Below are 19,761 nucleotides of genomic sequence, written 5' to 3'. Positions count from 1 at the left end.
GAGGAGCGCAGCGACGAAGCAATCCATGTCTCCGCAAGCGGCGAGATGGATTGCTTCGCGGAGCCTGTCATCGGGCGCGCATTCGCGCGACCCGTTGGCTCGCGATGACGGCGAGGGACGGCGACCTTACCGCCACCTCCGGTGCAGCCACAGCCACTGGTCCGGATATTCCCGCACCCAGCCTTCGACCACCGATGTCACCGCCTGCATCGTGCCCTGGATGTCGATCTGGCCTGAGGCGTCGCGTACCGGTTTGACCTCTTCGGTGAGTTCGGCGCGGAAGCGGTGGTTGGACAGGCGGATGATGCGGACGCCGTGCACGGGGCATTCGACCTGCCGCAAAAGCCGCGCCAATGTTGGGTTGGCCTTGGTCTTGCGGCCGAAGAACGTCACCTCGACGCCGTTGCCGAGGTATTGATCGACCAGCATCGCGACGTGCTGGCCCCGCTGCAGCGCTTCGGCGAGCTTGAGCGGCGCCTCGCGTCCGGCCGGCACCAGCGTACCCATCTTGACGGCACGGATACGTTCGATCGCACGGTCGGCGGATTCGATGTTTGGCCGGCGGAACAGGATCGCGCAATCCAGCCCATGGGCGACTGCGCCGAGCGCGGGAATTTCCCAATTGCCGAGATGGCTGGCGAAGATGATCGCCGGCTTGCCGTCATCGCGTAAGGTATCGAAGATTTCCTTGGTCCGCGGCGTGAATTCGATGCGGCTCGGCTTCTCCGGATGATCGAGGTCGTAGTCCCAGATGTGATCGAGATGGGCGAACTCGGCGCCGATGCGGCCGAGATTGTCCCACACGCCGGAAAGGATCGTCTCGATCTCCTCCGCCGATTTCTCGGGGAAAGCGGCCTTGAGGTTTTCGCGCCCGATACGATCCTCGCGCAGCCGCCGCCCGATAAAACGGGTGCAGCGGCCGAAGAAGTTTGCGGTCTTGTCCGGGTCGAAATAGCGCGTGGTGCGGAGCAGCGCGACCGTCAGCGCGCCGACGGCGGCTTCGGCGACAGGCTTTGCGGCATCGCGCAGGCGCGCCTTGGTGCGTAGGAGCAGGCGATTCATCGTGACAAGCAGGCGGCGCGGGTTACGCCGGTTCGCGCGTCAGTATCAGCGAGGCGTTCTGCCCGCCGAAGCCGAACGAGTTCGACATCACGGCGGTGACCTTGGCATCGCGCGCCTTGTTGCCGACCACGTCGAACAGGATCGCGGGATCCGGGATCTCGTAATTGATCGTGGGCGGAATTCGCTGGTGCTCCAGCGTCAGCAGCGAGAACACGGCCTCGACCGCGCCGGCCGCGGAGATCGTGTGGCCGACCATCGACTTGTTCGAGGAGACCGGGATCTTCGGCAGATGATCGCCGAACACGACCGCGGTCGTGTTGTACTCCATCTTATCGTTTTCCGGCGTCGAGGTGCCGTGGGCGTTGATGTGATCGATCTGTTCCGGTTCGAGGCCGGCGTCCGCCAGCGTCTTGCGCATGCAGCCGATGATCGGCTTGCCGTCCGGGCTGGAGCGGGTGCGGTGGAACGAGTCCGTGAGTTCGCCGCAGCCGGCGACGACGCCGAGAATTTTGGCGCCGCGGGCCATGGCGGATGCATAGCTTTCCAGCACCATCGCGCCGGCGCCTTCGGCCATGACAAACCCATCGCGGTTCTTCGAGAACGGCTTGGACGCCGCCTGCGGCGGATCGTTCTGGGTCGACAGCGCCGAGAGCAGCGAGAAACGCACCAGGGCTTCCGGGTTCACCGAACCATCGGTTCCGACGCACAGCGCAGCATCGGCCTCGCCGCGGCGGATCGCCTCGACGCCGAGTTGGATCGCGGTCGCGCCGGAGGCGCAGGCGGTCGAGAGCGAGATCGGCGATCCCTTGGTGCCGAACGTTTCGGCAAGATGGCTCGCCACCGATCCGAACATGAAGCGATGATGATATTTGGCGTAGCGGCCGCCGCCGCTGATGCGCAGCATGTCGCCATAATCGAACTCGGTCTTGCCGATCGCGCGCCCAAGCTCGAGCCGCTGCGGCCATTCGACCTCCACCGGCGCAACCGCCAGGAACAGCGGGCCGGGGAAATCGGCCTTGGCACCGATCGCGGATTGTCCAAGCGCTTCCTGGATCGCCAATTCGGCCAGCCGCTCGGTCAAACCGGTCGAAGTGACGGGATCGACGGTGACGAAATCGACCGTGCCGGCCATCGTCGACTTCAAGCCGTCCACTGGAAAGCGCGTCACGGTCTTGATGCCGGACTCGCCCGCGGTCAGGCGGCGCCAATTATCTTCCTTGCCGGCGCCGAGCGAGGTCACCACGCCCATGCCGGTGACGACGACGATCGGCCTGCCGAACTTATCTGATGGTGCTGACATGGTTCCCCCGATGTTGCGCCTACCTGAACGCGCCTCGCGCGCGCCCTTGATTCCGGCCGTGCCGAAAGCGTCGCTTACTTGACGGCCTCGACCAGGGCCATGCCTTCGCCTTGCCAGTGACCGGTGCCCACCACCACAATCTGGTCAGGGGGGCCTGTCTTTTCAACCTCGAACCCCGTGGGATCATTGGGCGGAAACAGCGCGCCGCGTGACAGCGAGAGCGCCGCCAGCGCCAAGCCGAGCGGGAATTGCGTCTCCAGCGTATGACCGAACATCGTTCCGGTAGCACGCACCGCAAAGCCGGGATGTTGGCGCAGGAACGCCTTTTCTTCCGAAGTCACCGGCTCGGCGCCGGTCGTGCCCGTGATCAACTGGCCGCTCTCGGCAGCGACGCCAAGCTTCGGCCACAGCGCTTCCAATGACTTCGTCACTGCGCCCGGCTGCTTGCGCTGCGCCAAATCAGCGACCACCTTGGTCAGCTTTGCGTAGGGCTTGGCGCCGCGCGCCTCGGCATGCTCGCGCGATTCCAGCACCAGGAAGCAACCGGCGGAGCCGAGCGCAAAGCCGCTTTGGCCCTCGCGCTGCCAGACCGGGGCGAACTTTTCCTTCAGGTTGAAGTCGCCGAATTCATAGAGCACCAGAAGATCGGAGCGCTCGCCATTATGCGCGGCGCCGACCAGGGCAATCTCGCTCTGTCCGGAGGAGATGCGGGCCAGCGCGATCCGCGCCGCGTCGATGCTGGCAGCTTCCTCGCCCATGAAGGTGCGCGATGTGCCGCAGACGCCGTGGACGATGGCGATGTTGCCGGCGAGCAGGTTGGAGAGCTGCGCCAGAAACAGCGTCGGCCGCAAATCGTTCATCAGCCGTTCGTTGAGAAAGGCGGGGCTCGAATTGCCCTTGGCGTCGGCGGTCATGATGGCGACGTCAACCGCGAGGTCGCGCTCGCCGCCGCCAGCGGCGACGATCATGTCCATCCGGCCAAGAATTTCCTTGTCGCCCTTCACGCCGGCCGAATCCAGCGCCAGCCCGGCAGCATAGGTGCCGATGCGTTGCCACGCTTCCATCTGGCGCTGGTCGCCCTTTTTCGGGATCTGCGCATCGAAGGAGACCGGCGCCAGGGGGTGCACGATGTAGGGCGCAAACCGCTTGTCGTCGACGTTGATCTTCTTGTCCTTCAGCGCATCCCAATGGGCGTCCAGCCCTTCGCCGAGCGAAGAGACGATGCCGATGCCGGTGATCCAGACTTCCTTGGGCGCGGAATTTGGCTCAGTCATGCGTGATTGCCTGCAGTGGGAAGCCGATCTTGTTGGCCATCGCGTCCATGTGCACGCGCAAGGAGGGGTCGGGGAAGGGCGTTAGCCCGAAAGTGAGTTCAGCGCTGCACTTCAGATCCTTGCCGATGCGGCCCTTGACCTTGGTGACGGCAAAGCCCGAGCCTTCATGCTCGAGCTTGGCCTCGATCGTCAGCACCGAACCGGGACTGACGAAACCCCGCATCTTCGACTCCTTGATGATGGCCAGAAATGGCATGCGCTCGAACTTTAGGACGCCGAGGATCAGCCAGCCGGAGCTCTGCGCCATCGCTTCGGTCAAGAGCACGCCCGGCATGATCGGAAAGCCCGGAAAGTGCCCCTCGAAAATGGTGTGAGCCGCCGGAACCTGCGCCTCGACCGTGATCCTCTTCTCGTCGAGGTTCAGCTCGACGATGCGGTCGATCAGCTGGAAGTAATCGAGGTCCATGGCGGGCGATTAGGCGCCCGGCGCTGCATTCTTGGCGGCGACCAGTTCGTCGATGCGATCGGCGAGATTCTGCAGCACGAAATACTGCTCGGTCGTGGCCTTGCCGTCGTTGACTTCCTGGGTCCATTTCTCGAGCGGCATCTTGATCCCGAACGCCTTGTCGATGGCAAAGGCGATGTCGAGGAAGTCCAGGCTGTCGATTCCCAGATCGTCGATGGCGTGGCTCTCCGGCTTGATCGTGTCGCGCGGAATGTCGCAGGTCTCCGCGATAATGTTGGCGATCTGATCGAATGTGGAAGACATCATTAAGCCTTTGATATATTGGTGATATTTCGTGTCGGCTTGGAGGGGGCGGGTGGACGGCCCCGGAAGGCCTTGGGTCCCCCGGCCGGAGTCGAGTGCCCGTATATCGGAGCGGGGCGTTTAGTTCAATGGAAAGGGCCCGGTCCCCACGTGATGGATTTGGCGCGAAAAATGGCGGATTGGGGGAGCCATGCGAGCGTCGCAGAAGCGTAGCCCGGGCGAGCGAAGCGACCCCGGGGCCGATCTATCCCCGCATATCGCATGCGCTCATGCGGGCTACGGTCATCCCACCCTTAGCATGAACGCGTCGAAATAGGCCGCAAGCTCCGCATGCGCATCGAGCGGCAGCACGTGCGCGACATATTGGTCCGGGCGCACCACGACCATGCAGCCCTTGTCCCGATCGATACCGCGCATCTTGAAGATGTCTTGGCCGCTTCTGAAATCGGGGCAGAACATCTTTTCGTAGTCGATCAGCCCATAGCGTCCTTTACGCGGGAGCAGGAGCTCCGGCATCGTCTCGATGGCTAGTTCGGTGTGTGCCTGCTGGAACACGGCGCGGACGTCGATGATGGAATCGATGTCGGCACCTGCGGGTGTGTGCCGTCTGATCGGCGATTTCGGACTTTCGCTCAGGAAATCGCAGAGTGAGCGGAGAGGGGTGCCATCGGCGGCGCGATCTCCCGCGCCGGCAAAGATGAAGAGTCGGAAGCGTCCATCGGCCTTTGCGACATGGCCGAGGTGGACAGGCTTGGCGTCCGAGAGGCGGACGACCGGGGCCGAGTGAAAGCGTGTGCCGATTACAAACCCCTTGGCGAGATGCTGATGGCCTGGTTCGGCCGTAAGGAGCGATGGGCGATAATGCGTCGCCGTTCCCGCGGTATAGCGGCCGTGCCTGACAAAATAGTTTTGCGTGGCCGCCGCATCGGCGCCCTTGTTGTCGCCCTTGGCGGAGGCGAGGATTGCGGCCCATTCGCGGTCGAAGTCGATCAGCTCCTTCGCCACCGCCTGCCGCTCCGCCGAATAGCTGTGCAACAGATGCGGCGCGCTGCGCCCGCGCAGCACGGCAGCCAGCTTCCAGCCGAGATTGAAGCCGTCCTGCATCGAGACGTTCATCCCCTGGCCGGCCTTGGGGCTGTGGGTGTGGCAGGCATCGCCTGCGATGAACACGCGGGGCACGCGCGTTGTGGTCTCCTCCGCTGGCACGTCGTCGAACTTGTCGGTCAGCCGCTGGCCGATTTCGTAGACCGACCACCACGCAATCTCCTTCACGTCGAGCGTATGCGGATTGAGAATCCGCCGCGCCTTCGCAATCAAATCATCGGAGGTGATGTTGCGGCTGGCGATCCGCTCGCCGGCGTCGAGATTGGCGAGCTCGACATAGAGGCGGACGAGATAGCCGCCTTCGCGCGGGATCACGATGATGCTGCCGTCACGCGCCGATTGGATCAGCACCTTGAAGCGGATGTCGGGAAAGTTGGTGACGGCGAGGACATCCATGACGCCCCAGGCGTGATTGGCGGAATCGCCGCGCAGCTCGCGCCCGATCGATTTGCGCACCGTGCTACGCGCGCCGTCGCAGCCGACGACATAGCGCGCCTTGACAGTCTCGATCTCGCCCTCGTGCCCGGCGTCGAACCGTTCGAGGCGCACGGTCACGGCGTGGTCCTCGAACCGCGCCACTGGCGCGATCGAAAGATCGAGCAACCGCCTTGAATAATACGGCTCGAGCTTCGCCGGCGAATTGCGCATGACGTCGAGATAGCAATCATGCACGCGCGCCTGGTTGAGGATCAGGTGCGGCATTTCCGACAGGCCGTCCTCGACGTCCTGAACCCGGCCGCTGCGCATGATGTTGCTGGGCTTGTTCTCGTCCGGCTTCCAGAACGTCGTTTCAGTAATCCAGCACGCTTCCTTCAGCACGCGCTCGGCGAACCCAAACGCCTCGAACATCTCCATGGTTCGGCAGGCGATGCCGTCGGCCTGACCACGTAACAGGCGGCTCGGTTTCTGCTCGACGATGCAGGTCTTGATGTCGGCGAACGCGGCAAGCTGTGCCGCTAGTGTCAGCCCCGCGGGTCCACAGCCGACGATCAGCACGTCGACTTCCGCCGGGACAGGTCCGGGCGTGCCTGATGGAGCAACCCGCCGGGCGGGATCGGCGATCTCAGGATCGCCCGGCTCGAATCCATTCAGATGGAACTGCATGGTCGCTTCCTTCCCGTCGACTTTCGATATTGCTCAGCATGCTGATTATCAGTATGCTTGTCAATTCCAGACCTGCCGGCAACCGGCCTTGGAGGGATCGGTGAGAGATAACAACGAGATGCCGGGCCATCTGGCCCGCCGCTTCCAGCAGATCGCGGTGGCGGTGTTCCTCGCCGAGGTCGAGGGGGCGGGTTTCGACCTCACGCCCGTGCAATATGCGGCGCTCGCAGCCATCAAGCTCAACTCGGGTATCGATCAGGTGACGCTCGCCGGCCTGATCGCCTACGACCGCACCACCATCACCGGCGTAGTCGACCGCCTGGTGCAGAAGGGCCTGTTGGTGCGGCAGGCGAGTGCCCGCGACCGCCGCGCCCGCGAATTGCAGATCACTGAAAGCGGCAAGCGGACGCTGCGCGCGATCACGCCGGCGGTCGAGGCGGCCCAACGCACCATGCTGCGCGGCCTCACCGCCAAGGAGGGCGCCGAGCTGATGCGGCTGCTGCGGAAAGCGATCGCCGCCGGCAACGAACTCAGCCGCGCGCCGCTGCGGGCGGCGGAGTTGGGATGACGGCGGGCGCTTCATCCTCGGGTTGACAATGCCCGCGCGCCGGGCGGCGGATTGCGCTGCCGCTAATCCGCCCTACGCTTTGCCTTGTCGTTCCCCTCATCCAGAAACGCCTGCACGGCCTCGAACAGTTTTAGGCGGTTGCGTTCCATGATGATGGTGTGCGTGCCCTCGGCGAGCGCCACGTAGCGTTTGTCCGGCGAGTTGACCAGCAGCGGAAACAGCGTCTGCGCCATGTAGGGCGGCGTGTCGCGGTCCCATTCGGCGTGGACGAGCAGCGTCGGCACCGTGATCTTGGCGGGATCGTAATAGGGCTTGCCGGCGCCGAAGAATTCGGCGCCGTCCTGCACCACGCCGTTCGGCGCACGAAGCACGGGAGGATTCATCGTCGCGCCGTCGGGATCGGTCGCGAAGGTAGCATCGGCCCAGGCGTCGAACCAGCCGGGCGGAATGAGACCGGCCTTCTTGTCCTCGGGCACGCCAGTGTACCAGCGCTCCTTCGCCTGGTCGCGCGTCACCGTGCGGTAGGCGCCGAGCTTGCCCGCGCCGGCCTGCACGAGCGACGGCGTCTGCCGGATCCAGGACGGCGCGTAGAGCACGAGACGTTCGACCTTCGAGGCGTTCTGCGTGGTGTACGTCGCCATCAGCGTCGTGCCCCACGACCAGCCGAGCAGGTTGAGACGCGGAATGTTGCGGTGCTTCAGGATGAAATCGACAGCGGTGCCGATGTCCTTGACCGCGGTCTGCCCGGTTACGATCGGCGGATTGGCGTCCGCCTTTTCGGCCATTTCGCGCGGGCGGGTCGATTTGCCATAGCCGCGCAGGTCGAGCAGCCATACGTCGTAGCCGCGCGAGGCGATGTATTCCATCCAGGATAGGCCATCCAGCTTGAGGTCGAACGCGGTCTCGGAGGGATAGGTCGCACCGTGGACATAGAGCACGGTCTGCTCCGGCCGGAATGCGGTCATGTCGGCCGGCCGCTTGTTGCGAACGTAGATATCGATGCCGGGATCTGATGTCTTGACCATCATCTCTTCGGTCACGAGCGCCGTCGTCTGTGCCAGCGCGGGAACGGAAAGGAGCGTTGCCAGAAAAATGCCTGCGGTCCCGATTGAAAGCTTCAACGGTGCCTCCCTGCTATTCTTCGTTTTGCTTGTGATTTTCGTAGGTGGGTTTGTGCACCCTACACTTTATTCCTGCCCGGCGCGACCGCGAACGGCGCCACGGAGTGATTGGCCTTTCACGTCGCATTCAGCTGTCGTCACCCGCCTTGTGCGCAATTGCGCACTGGAGCGGGTGACCCAGTATTCCAGAGACGTTAGTGAAAGAACCGAGAGGCCGCGGCGTACTGGGTCCCCCGCCTTCGCGTGGGACGACAATCGAGGGGTGCGCGTCATCGCGAGCGCAGCGAAGCGACGCTCCATTACCCCTGCGGCGTCACCGAGATCCGGGCGCAGTCGCGGCGGCCCATCAGGACACAGTCCTGGGTCTTGCGGAGATCGGCGATGCTCACGGCAAGCCAGATGCCGATCGCAGTCAGCGCCACGGTAAAGGCGAAGGCCGCGACATTGGCGAGCATGCGGTGACGGAATTCGTCAGCCTCATCGCGCGGCTGCTCGTAACGGGAAAGATCGTTGGCCGCGGGCTGCGCCTTCATCGGTGCGACCTTGGCCGGTGCGGCGTTGTCGCGCCGCGCGGGCGGATGGGCGGAGGTGCGCGGCCGGAACTTGAGCACGACGTGCTCTTCGTCCGAAACAATAGGCCGCTCGGTTTTCACTGCTGCCGGTCCGCGAGAATTCCTGTGCCTTTCATAGCACGGCGGCAGCGCTTCCAACATGAAATGTTTTGGCTTGGCAGCCATCCGATCCGTGCAATGTCTGCTGGAACCCGGTGCCGCAGGTGCTCCTCCAGGCAATCCGGACGAAATTATCGCGCAACAGCGTAGAGGAGGATTTCGCCAAGCCGATGGGAGAGGCGCTCGATCTTGCGAAGAGCAAGGACGCGGTCTATCTGCCGGGTTGGTGCGGACCAGACTAGATAACGGTGCTACGTCGGTAGTTTGTCCGACGGAGCGGCGGGAGGAGGTTGCAGCGCGTTCTCGTCCTCCCCGCCAAGCTTTTTGTGCAGCCAGCCTTCCATTCGGGCGCCAATGATCAGAATCGCGAAGGTGATGACCAATGCAACGGTGACCAGTCGCCATTGTCCGAGGCCGCAGACAATGCCGATGCAGGCCGCAAGCCAAGTGCAGGCGGCGCTGGTGAGCCCACGAACCCTGAAATGTCTTCCCGCGTGGACAATGACGCCGGCGCCAAGAAAACCGATCCCGGTCAGGATTCCCTGTATCACCCGGCTGCCGGCGTCCGACACGATCCAGGCTTGGTCCGAATGAACTGGCACCAGCATCGTGGCCGTCGCAAGGCTGACCAGTCCCAGCGTCTTCAATCCGATCGGCTTGCCGTGCAGATCGCGGTTGAGACCGATCAGGCAGCCGGCCAGCGTGGCCACGCCGAGCCGTAAGATGATTTCGCTCCAGTCCAGCAACGCGACAAACTCCGTGCCGTCTCAGCCTTGCTTGGGCAGCCGTCCCATCATGTAGAACTCGTTGTTCGGGCGCATCGCGGTGACGTTGGCCAACCGGTTCGACAGCGCAAAGAATGCCGCGATCGCGGTGATGTCCCAGATGTCGTCGTCGGAAAAGCCGTGGCCGGCGATCTCGGCCAGGTCGGCTTCCGAGACCTCGTTTGCCGTGCGGCTTACCTTCATGGCGAAGTCGAGCATCGCGCGCTGCCGCGGCGTGATGTCGGCCTTGCGATAGTTGACCGCGATCTGGTCGGCGATCTCTGGGTTCTTGGCGCGGATGCGCAGGATGGCGCCATGGGCGATCACGCAGTAATGGCACTGGTTGGCGGCCGACGTCGCCACCACGATCATCTCGCGCTCGGCTTTGGTCAGCCCGCTATCCTTCTCCATCAGCGCGTCGTGATAGGCAAAGAAGGCGCGAAATTCGTCAGGCCGGTAGGCCAGCGTCAAAAAGACGTTCGGCACAAATCCGGATTTCTCCTGCACGGCGAGAATCCGAGTGCGGATATCCTCCGGCAGCTTATCGATGGTGGGCGGCTGAAATCGGCTGGGCGTAGCAGGCTTGGTCATGACGGGTTCCGGCTAAAGGCCGCGTGGCGGCATTGCCGAAACCATATATCCTATTGCGGCAAAGTGGATACCGGCTCGCGCGAAGAATTTACGCGAGCCCGCCCAGCTTCAGCGCAGCGGCTTCTTCAACAGGGAGAAGCGGTCGGGATCGAGCCCCATCGAGGGCTGCAGCATCGGCGCTTCCACCGGCGTCATGACGCGGGCGCTCGGCCGCTCGCCGCCTACGGGATCGTTCGGCACGTCGCGGTTGGAGGTGGCGCCGCGCCAGCGGTCCAACACGGCGGAGACGAAGTGCATGTCATGGCCGGCGGCGACCGACGGCACCGAGGCGATGGTGGCCTCGCTGCGCGGCAGCTGGTGAACCGGAACCTCCTTGAAGCGGAGCCGCGTCGGCAGCGCCACACCTTCGCCGAACGCCAGCACTTCGCGGGTGCCGAGCGAGGGCACGAACGACAACAGGTTTGCCGCGGCGTCGGAGACCGCCGAGCGCAGCAGCGCCTGGTCGCGGTCGTTGGCGAGGCGCATCGCAAACAGTGTGTTGCACTGGGAGATGATGGTGGCGTCGAGCTCGGCCGGACGCTGGGTGACGAGGCCGAGAAACACGCCGTATTTGCGGCCTTCCTTGGCGATGCGCGAAACCGCCTTGCGGGTCGGACCGAAACCGATGTTGCGGTCGGCCGAGGCGTAGCGGTGCGCCTCCTCGCAGACGAACAGCAATGGCGAGACGCCGTCGCTCCACAGGCCGAAATCGAACGCCATGCGGCACAGCACCGACACCACGGAATCGACGACTTCAGCCGGAAAACCCGCGAGCTGCATGATGGTCATCGGCCGGCCGTTGGCCGGCAGCCGGAACAGATGGCTGATCACTTCCGCCATGGTGTCGCCGCCGACATTGGCGTTGTCGAACATGAAGGCGTAACGCGGGTCGTTGCGCACGGTCTCGATGCGCGAGATAAGCTTGTGATAGATGATGCGCGAGGAGCGGTTCTCGAGCTTACCCATTCGCTCGTCGATCAGCGAGATCAGATCGACCAGCCGGTACGGCACCGGCGTGTCCACCGTGTAGCCGCCCGACCTGGGGTCGAGACGCTTCAGCCCGAGCCGGTCGGAGTTCTGGTACTGGGTGTAGATGCCTTTCGCCTGCGGAATGACTTCGGCCAGGACATCGAGCTCGTCGGGCACGCCGGGACGGCCACCGAACAGCACGTCGACGATTTCCTCGAAGTTGAACAGCCAGAACGGCAGTTTCAGGTTGCGCGGATTGAGCACCAGCGCGCGGTCGCCGAAGCAGCGGCCATATTCATTGTGCACGTCGAGTAGGAAAATGCGCAGGTTCGGCCGCGCCTTGAGGATCTCGTTGAGCAGCAGCGACACGCTGGTCGATTTGCCGACGCCGGTGGAGCCGAGCACCGCGAAGTGCTTGGACAGCATTTCCTCGACGTCGACATAGGCGATGACGGAGCGGTCCTGCTGCAGGTTGCCGACATTGATCTGATCGGAGCCGCTCGGCGCGTACACGGTGCGCAGGTCCTGGGCCGTGATCAGGTCGACGGCGTCGCCGATGGTCGGATAGTTGGTCACGCCGCGCTGAAACTTGGGGCGCTCACCGCCGGAAATCTCGCCGAGCAAATCGACCGACGCGGTCGCCATGTATTCGTCCGAGCTCAGCTGGTGCTCGCACGATACTTCCGTGATCATGGCAACGATGGTGGTGGTTGTCGCACAGCGGATGCTGATGAAGCGGCCGACGGTGGCGCGCAGTTCGGAGACGGGCATCTGGCCCGACGCCAGAAGTCCGACCCGGGCGAGGGAGCCGCGCACGGAAATCACACGTCCGAGGGATGTCACGCTATTGAACCTGGATCTCTTGAATTGGGGTCTGGCCCCCATTATGGGCAGCCGCGGCTAGCGAAACGGTTAAACAGACGCAGTTCTGCATTGGCTAAATCTGCGGCATCTCGATCAGGATCCGTTTCTGCAATCCCACTCAGTCGTCGTCGCCGGGCGCTGTTCGCGCTGGAAAATAAGGACTTTCTTGTATTTTCGACTGAGCACGTGACGGCTTCCGAATTAATCATCCGTTTACCACTTCGGACGAGAGGGGCGTTCCGTGAACCATGTCCCGGCAACCTCTTGAGTCGGGATCGCGGATCGGGGCCGGCGCGTGTGCGAGGTAACCGATCGCTAACCGCAAGTTGTAACGCCCCTTCCATCACTCTTGCGCGACAATGCCCGGGGGACACTGACTTGCGGTCTGGATTCCATTGCACAGGCTCCTGCCGCATTCCGAGGGCATGCCGGGTGAGCAACGAGGACGGTCATCAGACATCGAGCGGCTCGGCCGGGTTTGCGCCGGGAGGCGGAACGGTCAAGCTTCTCGTGCTGTGCGGGATCGTGCTGGCTGCGGTGATCACAGCCGATCCGGCAGCATGGAGTCTTCGCGAAGGCGTATTGCTGGCGCTCGTTACCGTTCTTTCTGTCATCGCCGGCCTTTTGGTGAGGCGCGATCGCTTGACGGATCAGCGCCTGGCAGCGGAGCGGCGCCAGCTCTCGATCGCCGTGAACAATATTCCGCAAGGCCTTGTCCTCTATGATGCATCCGCGCGGATCATCATCTGCAACGAGCCCTATCTCGACATGTTCGGGCTGTCGCCTGAGGTGGCCAAGCCGGGCTGCACCATGCAGCGGCTGATTGAGCACCGCAAGGAAACCGGGTCGTTCGACGGCGACGTCGATGAATTCTGCAACGCGATCATTCAGACGGTGCGGCTCGGTAAAGCCACGCGCCAGCTGACGCAGGCGCCGGGCGGCCGCGCGATCGAGATCATCAATCGCCCGCTGAAGAGCGGCGGCTGGGTCGCCACCATCGAAGACATCACCGAGCGCACGCGCGCCGAGGAGAGGATCGCGCATCTCGCGCATTTCGATGGCCTGACCGACTTGCCCAATCGGCTCCTGTTCCGCGCGCGGCTCGAGCAGGCGCTCGAAGCGGTTGGGCCGGATGAACATCTTGCCGTTCTCTATATCGACATCGACGAATTCAAGAGCGTCAACGATGCGCTCGGCCATCCGATCGGCGACGAACTGCTCAAGGGCGTTGCCGGCCGCCTGCGCGGTTGCCTCAAGGAAACCGACGTGGCGGCGCGGCTCGGCGGCGATGAGTTTGCCGTCATTCAAACGGCCATCAAGGACCGCGCGGAAACCATGCGGCTCGTCGATGAAATCCATTCGGCGATCCGGCAACCGTTCGAATGTGCGGGACATCTGATCACCACCGATGCCTCGATTGGAATAGCGCTGGCGCCGGGCGACGGGATCGATCTCGACCAGTTGCTCAGGAACGCGGATCTTGCGCTCTACGGCGCCAAGGGCGATGGGCGGCGGACCTATCGTTTCTTCGAGGCCGGCATGGATCAGCGCGCCAAGGCGCGGCGAAGCCTCGAGCTCGAGCTGCGCCAGGCAATCAGCGATGGCGGTCTCGAGATCCATTATCAGCCCGTGGTCAATATCGAGAGCGGCAAGATCAGTTCCTGCGAGGCGCTGCTCCGCTGGCGGCATCCCGAACGCGGTATGGTTTCGCCGGCGGAGTTCATCCCGATCGCGGAAGACAGCGGCCTGATCAATCAGCTCGGCCTCTGGGTGCTCAATGCCGCCTGCGCCGAGGCGGCCAGCTGGCCGGACCACGTCCGCATCGCGGTCAACGTCTCGCCGGTGCAGTTCAGGAGCCAGTCGCTGGCGTTGAATGTGGCGGCGGCGCTTGCGGCATGCGGACTTTCGGCGAGCCGGCTGGAGCTCGAGATCACCGAGGCGGTGTTGATCCGCGACGACGAAGCCGCGCTCGAGGCGCTGCATCAATTGCGCAAGCTGGGCGTGCGGATCGCGCTCGATGATTTCGGCACCGGCTATTCCTCGCTCAGCTACCTGCAGCGATTCCCGTTCGACAAGATCAAGATCGACCGCGCCTTCATCCGCGACATCGCCGGTCCCGGCGCGTCCTCGTCGATCGTCCAGGCCGTCGTGAACATCGCCGCCGCCAGCGACATGATGACGACGGCGGAGGGTGTCGAAACCGAGCAGCAGCGGAATCTCCTGTACATCCTCGGCTGCAACGAAATGCAGGGCTATCTGTTCAGCCCCGCGATACCGGCCGCGGAAGTGCGGCGGCTGCTATTGACGCATACCGGCAGAGCGATGTCGGCTGCTTGAAACGCCGCCCACGGCTTGCTATCGACAAAGAAGGAAAAAACAAGAAACAGGGCAGGGTGGATCGCGATGAATCGCGAGAACGCATCTTGAGCGAGCCCGCGCGATCTTCCGCGCTGGCGCCATTTCAGGTCAGGAATTACCGTTTCCAGTGGCCGGCCGACCTGCTGACCTCCTGGGCGTTCGAGATGGAGACGCTGATTCTCGGCTGGTACGTACTGGTCGAGACCGGCTCGGTCCTGCTGCTCACGCTGTTCGCCTCGCTCGGCTATGTCGGCACCTTGGTCGCGCCGATGTTCGGCGTCGTCGGCGACCGGATCGGGCATCGCGATCTCTTGGGGATGATGCGCGCGACCTACGCGGTGCTGGCTGCGGTGCTGATGATGCTGGCGCTGTCAGGTCATCTTGCGCCGGTCTACGTGTTCATGGTCGCGGCCGTGATGGGTATCGTCCGCCCCTCGGATCTCGGCGTGCGCGGTGCGCTGGTCGCGACCATCATGCCGCATGGCCAGCTCGTCGGCGCGATCAGCATCTCGCGCACGACGATGGACACTGCGCGCATCGCCGGTGCGCTGAGCGGCGCCGGGCTGTTTGCCTCGCTCGGCATGGGTCCGGCCTATGTCGCGATCGTCTGCCTCTATTTGACCGCGACCGCGCTGACGCTGTGTGTCGTCGCACCGAAAAAGCTGACGGCGGCGGGCGAGGCGGCCGGCGAGGCGCTGCAGCGCTCGCCGCTGCGCGATCTCAAGGAGGGCGTGGCCTATTGCTGGACCACACCGCGGATGCAGGCCGCGCTGTGGGTGGCCTTCCTCGCCAACCTGACCGCCTATCCGCTCACCAATGGGCTTTTGCCCTATATCGCCAAGACAATCTACGGCACCAACCAGACCGGGCTCGGCTATCTGTCGGCGAGCTTTGCGATCGGCTCGCTGGCCGGCTCGATCGTGCTGAGCCTGATCCGCGATATCCGCGTGGCGCGGCTGATGATCGCTGCGACCGTCGTCTGGTACGCGACCCTGGTGGTGTTCGTGCAGATGCAGACGGTGCCGACTGCGATCGTGTGCCTCGTGGTGGCGGGCTTTTCGCAGAGCCTTGCCATGATCTCGATCGCCGTCATCCTGATGCGCACGTCAAGCGAGAATTTCCGCGGCCGCGTGATGGGCGTGCGCATGATGGTGATCTATGGGCTGCCGATCGGCTTGCTCGCCGCCGGCAGCCTGATCGACGAGATCGGCTTTGCTGCGACCGGCACGATCTACGCCGCGGCCGGCCTCGCGCTGATGCTGGCGATCGTGCTGCACTGGCGCGCCGACCTCTGGCACGTGCACGCGCCGGCGAATGCGCGGTGAGTGGACCGCGCCGCCGGCGCCGCTATCTCACTGCACCTTGATATTCGCCTCCTTCAGCACCGGCTCCCACTTCGCCGCCTCCGCACGCATGAAGGCGTCAAACTCCTTGGGCGAATTGCCGACCGGCGTCGCGCCCATCTTTTCCAGCGCGGTGACAACGACCGGATCCTTCAGCGCAGCGGCGAGGTCGGCATGGATTTTGGCGACCAAGTCGGGAGCCATGCCCGCGGGGCCAAGAAAGCCCCACCAGACCGAAGCGTCATAGCCGGGGATGGCGGCCTCGGCGACGGTCGGAACATCTGATAGCGCCTTGGAACGCTGGGCCGTCGTCACGGCGAGGGCGCGCACCGCATTGCCTTCGAGCTGTCCGACCACTTCTGGCAGCGGATTGACGCTCATCGGAATTTCGCCCGCGATGACTGCAGTGAGAGCGGGGGCGCCACCCTTGTAGGGAATCGCCTGGATCTTGACCTTGGCCATGTAGTTGAGCAGTTCGCCGGCGAGATGCGCCGAGGTGCCGTTGCCGGACATGCCGTAGGACAGCGACCCCGGCTTTTCGCGCGCGGTCGCCAGCAGCTCCTGCAGATTCTTCACCTGGCTATTTTTGGACACCACGATCGCCAGCGGCGAATAGGCAATCTCGCTGATGGCGGTGAAATCCTTGAAGGTGTCGTAGGGCAGCTTTGGATAGAAGAACTGGTTCAGCGGATGGCCGCTGGCGACCAGGATCAGCGTGAAGCCGTCCGGCGGCGATTGCGTCAGCGCCTGCGAGGCGATGATTCCGCCGGCGCCCGGACGGTTTTCGATCACCGGCTGCTGTCCCCAGGTCTTCGACAGCGATTGTGCGAGCGTGCGCGCCAGCACGTCGACCGCGCCGCCGGCGGCATAAGGCACCAGGATACGCACGGGCTTGGCTGGGAACTGGTCTGCATGGGCGCCCGTGCCGGCCAGTGAAAGCAGGGTCGCGGCAATCATGCCGCGGATGAATGCTCTGCGAGGGATCATCAGGGAAGGTCCTCTTGTATTGGCGGTATCATTTCAAAAAAATCCGCGCATTCGGCGGCTCTCCCGCATCCGGCCCAGCCATCATGGCGGCCCAACCTGCGCAGATGTTTGTTGACTAGACCTGATATTTTGTACAAACGTACAAAAGTCGAGAACGGAAAGCAAATGCCATGACGCGAAACCCGAACATGCGGGAAGCCATATTGAGCGCGGCGGAACTGTTGTTTTCGACGCGCGGCTTCAATGCAGTGTCGATCCGCGACATCGCGCTGGAAGCCGGCGCCAATCCGGGCAGCATCACCTATCATTTCAAGAGCAAGGACGGGCTGCTGCTCGAAATCTACAAGCGCCACTGCGGCCCGATGAACAAGCGCCGCATTGAGCTGCTGGTGGCGGCGCAGCGGGTGCGCGACGTTCAGGATCGGCTGGAGGCGATCGTCCGCGCCTATGTGCAGCCGGCCTTTTCGTCCAGCAGCGATCTTGCCGGGGGCGGGGCGCGCTTCACCCGGCTTCGCGCGGTCATGTCGGCCGAAGGCAACGCCGTGGTCGGCCGCATCATCGCGGAAATCTTCGACGACACTACCAACGCCTTCATCGACGCGATCGTGGACAGCCTTCCGCATATCCCGCGAACGACCATCGTGTGGCGGTCGCAGTTCCTGCTCGGCGCACTCTATTATACGCTGGTCAATCCGGAGCGGGTGACGCGGCTCTCGCGCGGCGAAGCCGACGGCGCCGACATGGCGGAAGCGATCGAGCAAATCGTCTCCGCGACGGTCGCCTCACTGCAGGCGTCTGATATCGATCACATCGACAACGCGTCGCGTCGCCCCAAACCTGTTCAACCGCGCACGGCGGTAACCGCCGGCCGAAAGCGAAAAGAAGATACGGCCGACTAGCTATCGCCGAAATGATCAAGCGCGAGCAAGCCTGCAGAAAGCACCATGAACAAGCCGACGATTCCCGGACCCGATCCCAATACGCGCACGCCGAAATTCAAGCTGCCGCCGCTGGCCTGCGACGCGCATACCCACATCTTCGGTCCTGGCGACAAATATCCTTATGCACCGGGACGGCCCTATACGCCGCCGGATGCACCGCTGGAGGATTTCCGCGCGCTGCACAAGAAGCTCGGGATCGGCCGCGCCGTCATCGTCAATGCATCCGTGCACGGCACCGATAACCGCGTGGCGCTGGACGCCATCGCGGTTAGCGACAACACGTTTCGGGCTGTCGCCAATATCGACGACACCATCACCGAGCGGGGCCTGCGCGAATTGCACGAGGGCGGCTTTCGCGGCTGCCGCTTCAATTTCGTGCGCCACCTCGGCGGCGTGCCTGATATGCGGGTGTTCCACCGCATCGTCGCCATGGTAGCGCCGCTCGGCTGGCATATCGACCTGCATTTCGATGCCATCGACTTGCCTGAGTATGCCGAGTTGCTGGCAAAACTCCCGGTGCGGTACACCATCGATCACATGGGCCGCGTCAAGGCGTCGGACGGCCTCGACCAGCTTCCGTTCCGGACCCTGATTGACCTGATGCAGCGGGATGAGAAATGCTGGGTCAAGGTCTGCGGCTGCGAGCGAGTATCCTCCAGCGGGCCGCCGTTCCATGACGCCGTGCCTTTTGCACGTAAGATCATCGAGACCGCGCCGGACCGCGTGATCTGGGGAACCGACTGGCCGCATCCCAATGTGAAGGTGATGCCGAACGACGGCGACCTGGTCGACCTCATTCCACTGTTTGCACCGGAAGTGGAATTGCAGCAGAAGATTCTGGTCGACAATCCGGCGCTGCTGTTCGAGTTCTGAAAGGAGCGCATACAGTGGCGGACAAGGGCAAGCGAAACAGCCTGAACCGGCGCCGCGCGCCGTTTGCGGCGACGGCTGCGCTGCTGGCGGCATTGTTCCTGCCGCAAATGGCGCACGCGCAAACCTATCCGAACAAGCCGGTGCGGCTGATCCTCCCCTTCGGCGCGGGCGGGGTGGCCGATGTCACGGCGCGGCTCGTCACGGAAAGGCTCGGCGAAAAGCTCGGCCAGCGCTTCGTCATCGAAAACATGCCGGGCGCCGGCGGCATCAACGCCGCGCGCGCTGTGCTGTCCTCGCCACCGGACGGTTATACGCTGGCGCTGTTCAGCAACGGCACCGCGATTTCCGTCTCGCTGTTCAAGAACCTGACGTTCAATCCGGTGACCGACTTCGTGCCGGTATCGAGCATGGGCTATTTCGACTTCATCTTCGTCACGAAGGCCGGCGCGCCATATCCGACGCTGGCCGAGTTCATCAAGGCGGCGAAGCAGAAGCCGGGTGCGCTCAATGTCGGCACCATCAATGTCGGATCGACACAGAATCTTGCGGCGCAACTGTTCAAATCGACCGCCGGCGTCGACGTCACCATAGTGCCGTTCCGCAGCTCGCCGGAAGTGCTGATCGCGCTATTGCGCGGCGATATCCAGCTGGCAATCGAGAATTACAGTGCGGTGCAGTCACATATCGCCGACAAGGCGGCGATTGCCGTCTCCTCATCGGGGCCGGTACGCACCACGTTTCTCCCTGATCTGCCGACGGTGAAGGAGGCGGGCGGCGGCGATTTCGAGGCGCGGTCCTGGAACGCGATCTTTGCGCCCAAGGGCACGCCGCCGGAGGTGATCAAGACGCTGAACGCCGCGCTGCGCGAGGTGCTCGAGGCGCCCGACATGAAGAAGCGCGCCCTCGATCTCGGCATCGAGGCCAAAGCGAGTTCGCCCGAGGAAATCCTCGATCGGCTGAAGGGCGATATCGACAAGTGGGCTGATGTGATCGAGCGCGCAGGAATTGCCAAACAATAGTCGCGCGGCCGGTGCGGCCGGCCATCTGCGACTTAAAGCG

The 19,761-nt window shown here is 63.8% G+C and carries 17 protein-coding genes and 2 pseudogenes; 7 read left to right on the top strand and 12 right to left on the bottom strand.

Going from position 1 to position 19,761, the window contains the following annotated elements; all coding sequences use genetic code 11:
- Positions 1–126: 126 nt before the first annotated feature.
- The 6 genes from QA643_RS23950 to QA643_RS23925 form a co-directional block, all read right to left on the bottom strand.
- Positions 127–1,062, bottom strand: a complete 936-nt coding sequence (locus QA643_RS23950; protein ID WP_283028347.1) for a lipid A biosynthesis lauroyl acyltransferase — start codon at positions 1,060–1,062, stop codon at positions 127–129.
- 22 nt (positions 1,063–1,084) lie between these two features.
- Positions 1,085–2,362: a beta-ketoacyl-ACP synthase gene (locus QA643_RS23945; RefSeq protein WP_283028346.1), complete on the bottom strand. Its 1,278-nt coding sequence runs from the start codon at positions 2,360–2,362 to the stop codon at positions 1,085–1,087.
- Between the two features lie 74 nt (positions 2,363–2,436).
- The gene (locus QA643_RS23940; protein ID WP_283028345.1) at positions 2,437–3,636 is read right to left on the bottom strand and encodes a beta-ketoacyl-ACP synthase; all 1,200 of its coding nucleotides are present in this window, start codon (positions 3,634–3,636) and stop codon (positions 2,437–2,439) included.
- On the bottom strand, positions 3,629–4,102 hold the full coding sequence (locus QA643_RS23935; protein WP_283028344.1) for a 3-hydroxyacyl-ACP dehydratase FabZ family protein: 474 nt from the start codon (positions 4,100–4,102) through the stop codon (positions 3,629–3,631). The genes QA643_RS23940 and QA643_RS23935 overlap by 8 nt, the downstream gene beginning before the upstream one ends.
- Positions 4,103–4,111: 9 nt before the next feature.
- Positions 4,112–4,405, bottom strand: a complete 294-nt coding sequence (locus tag QA643_RS23930; RefSeq protein WP_028346689.1) for an acyl carrier protein — start codon at positions 4,403–4,405, stop codon at positions 4,112–4,114.
- Positions 4,406–4,687: 282 nt separating this feature from the next.
- On the bottom strand, positions 4,688–6,613 hold the full coding sequence (locus QA643_RS23925) for an FAD-binding monooxygenase (protein ID WP_283028343.1): 1,926 nt from the start codon (positions 6,611–6,613) through the stop codon (positions 4,688–4,690).
- A 100-nt stretch (positions 6,614–6,713) separates the two neighbouring features.
- On the opposite strand from QA643_RS23925, the gene QA643_RS23920 reads away from it, so the two are divergent.
- The gene (locus QA643_RS23920) at positions 6,714–7,181 is read left to right on the top strand and encodes a MarR family transcriptional regulator (RefSeq protein WP_283028342.1); all 468 of its coding nucleotides are present in this window, start codon (positions 6,714–6,716) and stop codon (positions 7,179–7,181) included.
- Between the two features lie 62 nt (positions 7,182–7,243).
- Here QA643_RS23920 and QA643_RS23915 read toward each other — a convergent pair whose 3' ends face one another.
- Both QA643_RS23915 and QA643_RS23910 read right to left on the bottom strand, forming a co-directional pair.
- Complete coding sequence (locus tag QA643_RS23915) at positions 7,244–8,302, bottom strand: alpha/beta fold hydrolase (RefSeq protein ID WP_283028341.1); 1,059 nt, start codon at positions 8,300–8,302, stop codon at positions 7,244–7,246.
- Positions 8,303–8,601: 299 nt separating this feature from the next.
- Positions 8,602–8,955, bottom strand: a complete 354-nt coding sequence (locus tag QA643_RS23910; RefSeq protein ID WP_283028340.1) for a hypothetical protein — start codon at positions 8,953–8,955, stop codon at positions 8,602–8,604.
- Between the two features lie 137 nt (positions 8,956–9,092).
- Between QA643_RS23910 and QA643_RS23905 the strand changes: the two are divergent.
- Positions 9,093–9,215 (top strand): annotated as a pseudogene (locus QA643_RS23905) (chromosome partitioning protein ParB); the annotation flags it as partial.
- Positions 9,216–9,224: 9 nt separating this feature from the next.
- Here the strand turns inward: QA643_RS23905 and QA643_RS23900 are convergent.
- The 3 genes from QA643_RS23900 to QA643_RS23890 form a co-directional block, all read right to left on the bottom strand.
- Entirely contained in the window at positions 9,225–9,719 is a 495-nt protein-coding gene (locus tag QA643_RS23900; protein WP_283028339.1) for an MgtC/SapB family protein, read from the bottom strand.
- A 21-nt stretch (positions 9,720–9,740) separates the two neighbouring features.
- Positions 9,741–10,328: a peroxidase-related enzyme gene (locus QA643_RS23895; protein WP_283028338.1), complete on the bottom strand. Its 588-nt coding sequence runs from the start codon at positions 10,326–10,328 to the stop codon at positions 9,741–9,743.
- Between the two features lie 108 nt (positions 10,329–10,436).
- Positions 10,437–12,221: a DUF87 domain-containing protein gene (locus QA643_RS23890; RefSeq protein WP_283028337.1), complete on the bottom strand. Its 1,785-nt coding sequence runs from the start codon at positions 12,219–12,221 to the stop codon at positions 10,437–10,439.
- Between the two features lie 603 nt (positions 12,222–12,824).
- Between QA643_RS23890 and QA643_RS23885 the strand changes: the two are divergent.
- Together QA643_RS23885 and QA643_RS23880 are read left to right on the top strand one after the other, a co-directional pair.
- A pseudogene (locus QA643_RS23885) lies at positions 12,825–14,537 on the top strand (EAL domain-containing protein); the annotation flags it as partial.
- Positions 14,538–14,623: 86 nt separating this feature from the next.
- On the top strand, positions 14,624–15,883 hold the full coding sequence (locus QA643_RS23880) for an MFS transporter (RefSeq protein WP_283028336.1): 1,260 nt from the start codon (positions 14,624–14,626) through the stop codon (positions 15,881–15,883).
- A 27-nt stretch (positions 15,884–15,910) separates the two neighbouring features.
- On the opposite strand, the gene QA643_RS23875 is transcribed toward QA643_RS23880, so the two are convergent.
- Entirely contained in the window at positions 15,911–16,858 is a 948-nt protein-coding gene (locus QA643_RS23875) for a tripartite tricarboxylate transporter substrate binding protein (protein WP_283034907.1), read from the bottom strand.
- Positions 16,859–17,058: 200 nt separating this feature from the next.
- Here QA643_RS23875 and QA643_RS23870 point away from each other — a divergent pair, with 200 nt between their 5' ends.
- The 3 genes from QA643_RS23870 to QA643_RS23860 are packed head-to-tail and all read left to right on the top strand — an operon-like array spanning position 17,059 to position 19,721.
- Positions 17,059–17,787, top strand: a complete 729-nt coding sequence (locus QA643_RS23870) for a TetR/AcrR family transcriptional regulator (RefSeq protein WP_283028335.1) — start codon at positions 17,059–17,061, stop codon at positions 17,785–17,787.
- A gap of 45 nt (positions 17,788–17,832) precedes the next feature.
- Positions 17,833–18,702, top strand: coding sequence for an amidohydrolase family protein (locus tag QA643_RS23865; protein WP_283028333.1), 870 nt, complete (start codon positions 17,833–17,835; stop codon positions 18,700–18,702).
- 14 nt (positions 18,703–18,716) lie between these two features.
- On the top strand, positions 18,717–19,721 hold the full coding sequence (locus QA643_RS23860; protein WP_283028332.1) for a tripartite tricarboxylate transporter substrate binding protein: 1,005 nt from the start codon (positions 18,717–18,719) through the stop codon (positions 19,719–19,721).
- The last annotated feature ends 40 nt before the right edge of the window (positions 19,722–19,761 follow it).

The organism is Bradyrhizobium sp. CB3481 (assembly GCF_029714305.1).
Lineage (GTDB): Bacteria > Pseudomonadota > Alphaproteobacteria > Rhizobiales > Xanthobacteraceae > Bradyrhizobium.
Note: the sequence above shows the minus strand (reverse complement) of the source record. Positions and strands in the feature narration are given on the sequence as shown.

What these genes read in the sequence shown, in the direction of transcription:
- QA643_RS23950 (WP_283028347.1), bottom strand. Translation starts at nt 1,062, where the DNA reads ATGAATCGCCTGCTCCTACGCACCAAGGCGCGCCTGCGCGATGCCGCA.
- QA643_RS23945 (WP_283028346.1), bottom strand. Translation starts at nt 2,362, where the DNA reads ATGTCAGCACCATCAGATAAGTTCGGCAGGCCGATCGTCGTCGTCACC.
- QA643_RS23940 (WP_283028345.1), bottom strand. Translation starts at nt 3,636, where the DNA reads ATGACTGAGCCAAATTCCGCGCCCAAGGAAGTCTGGATCACCGGCATC.
- QA643_RS23935 (WP_283028344.1), bottom strand. Translation starts at nt 4,102, where the DNA reads ATGGACCTCGATTACTTCCAGCTGATCGACCGCATCGTCGAGCTGAAC.
- QA643_RS23930 (WP_028346689.1), bottom strand. Translation starts at nt 4,405, where the DNA reads ATGTCTTCCACATTCGATCAGATCGCCAACATTATCGCGGAGACCTGC.
- QA643_RS23925 (WP_283028343.1), bottom strand. Translation starts at nt 6,613, where the DNA reads ATGCAGTTCCATCTGAATGGATTCGAGCCGGGCGATCCTGAGATCGCC.
- QA643_RS23895 (WP_283028338.1), bottom strand. Translation starts at nt 10,328, where the DNA reads ATGACCAAGCCTGCTACGCCCAGCCGATTTCAGCCGCCCACCATCGAT.
- QA643_RS23890 (WP_283028337.1), bottom strand. Translation starts at nt 12,221, where the DNA reads ATGGGGGCCAGACCCCAATTCAAGAGATCCAGGTTCAATAGCGTGACA.
- QA643_RS23875 (WP_283034907.1), bottom strand. Translation starts at nt 16,858, where the DNA reads ATGATTGCCGCGACCCTGCTTTCACTGGCCGGCACGGGCGCCCATGCA.
- QA643_RS23870 (WP_283028335.1), top strand. Translation starts at nt 17,059, where the DNA reads ATGACGCGAAACCCGAACATGCGGGAAGCCATATTGAGCGCGGCGGAA.
- QA643_RS23865 (WP_283028333.1), top strand. Translation starts at nt 17,833, where the DNA reads ATGAACAAGCCGACGATTCCCGGACCCGATCCCAATACGCGCACGCCG.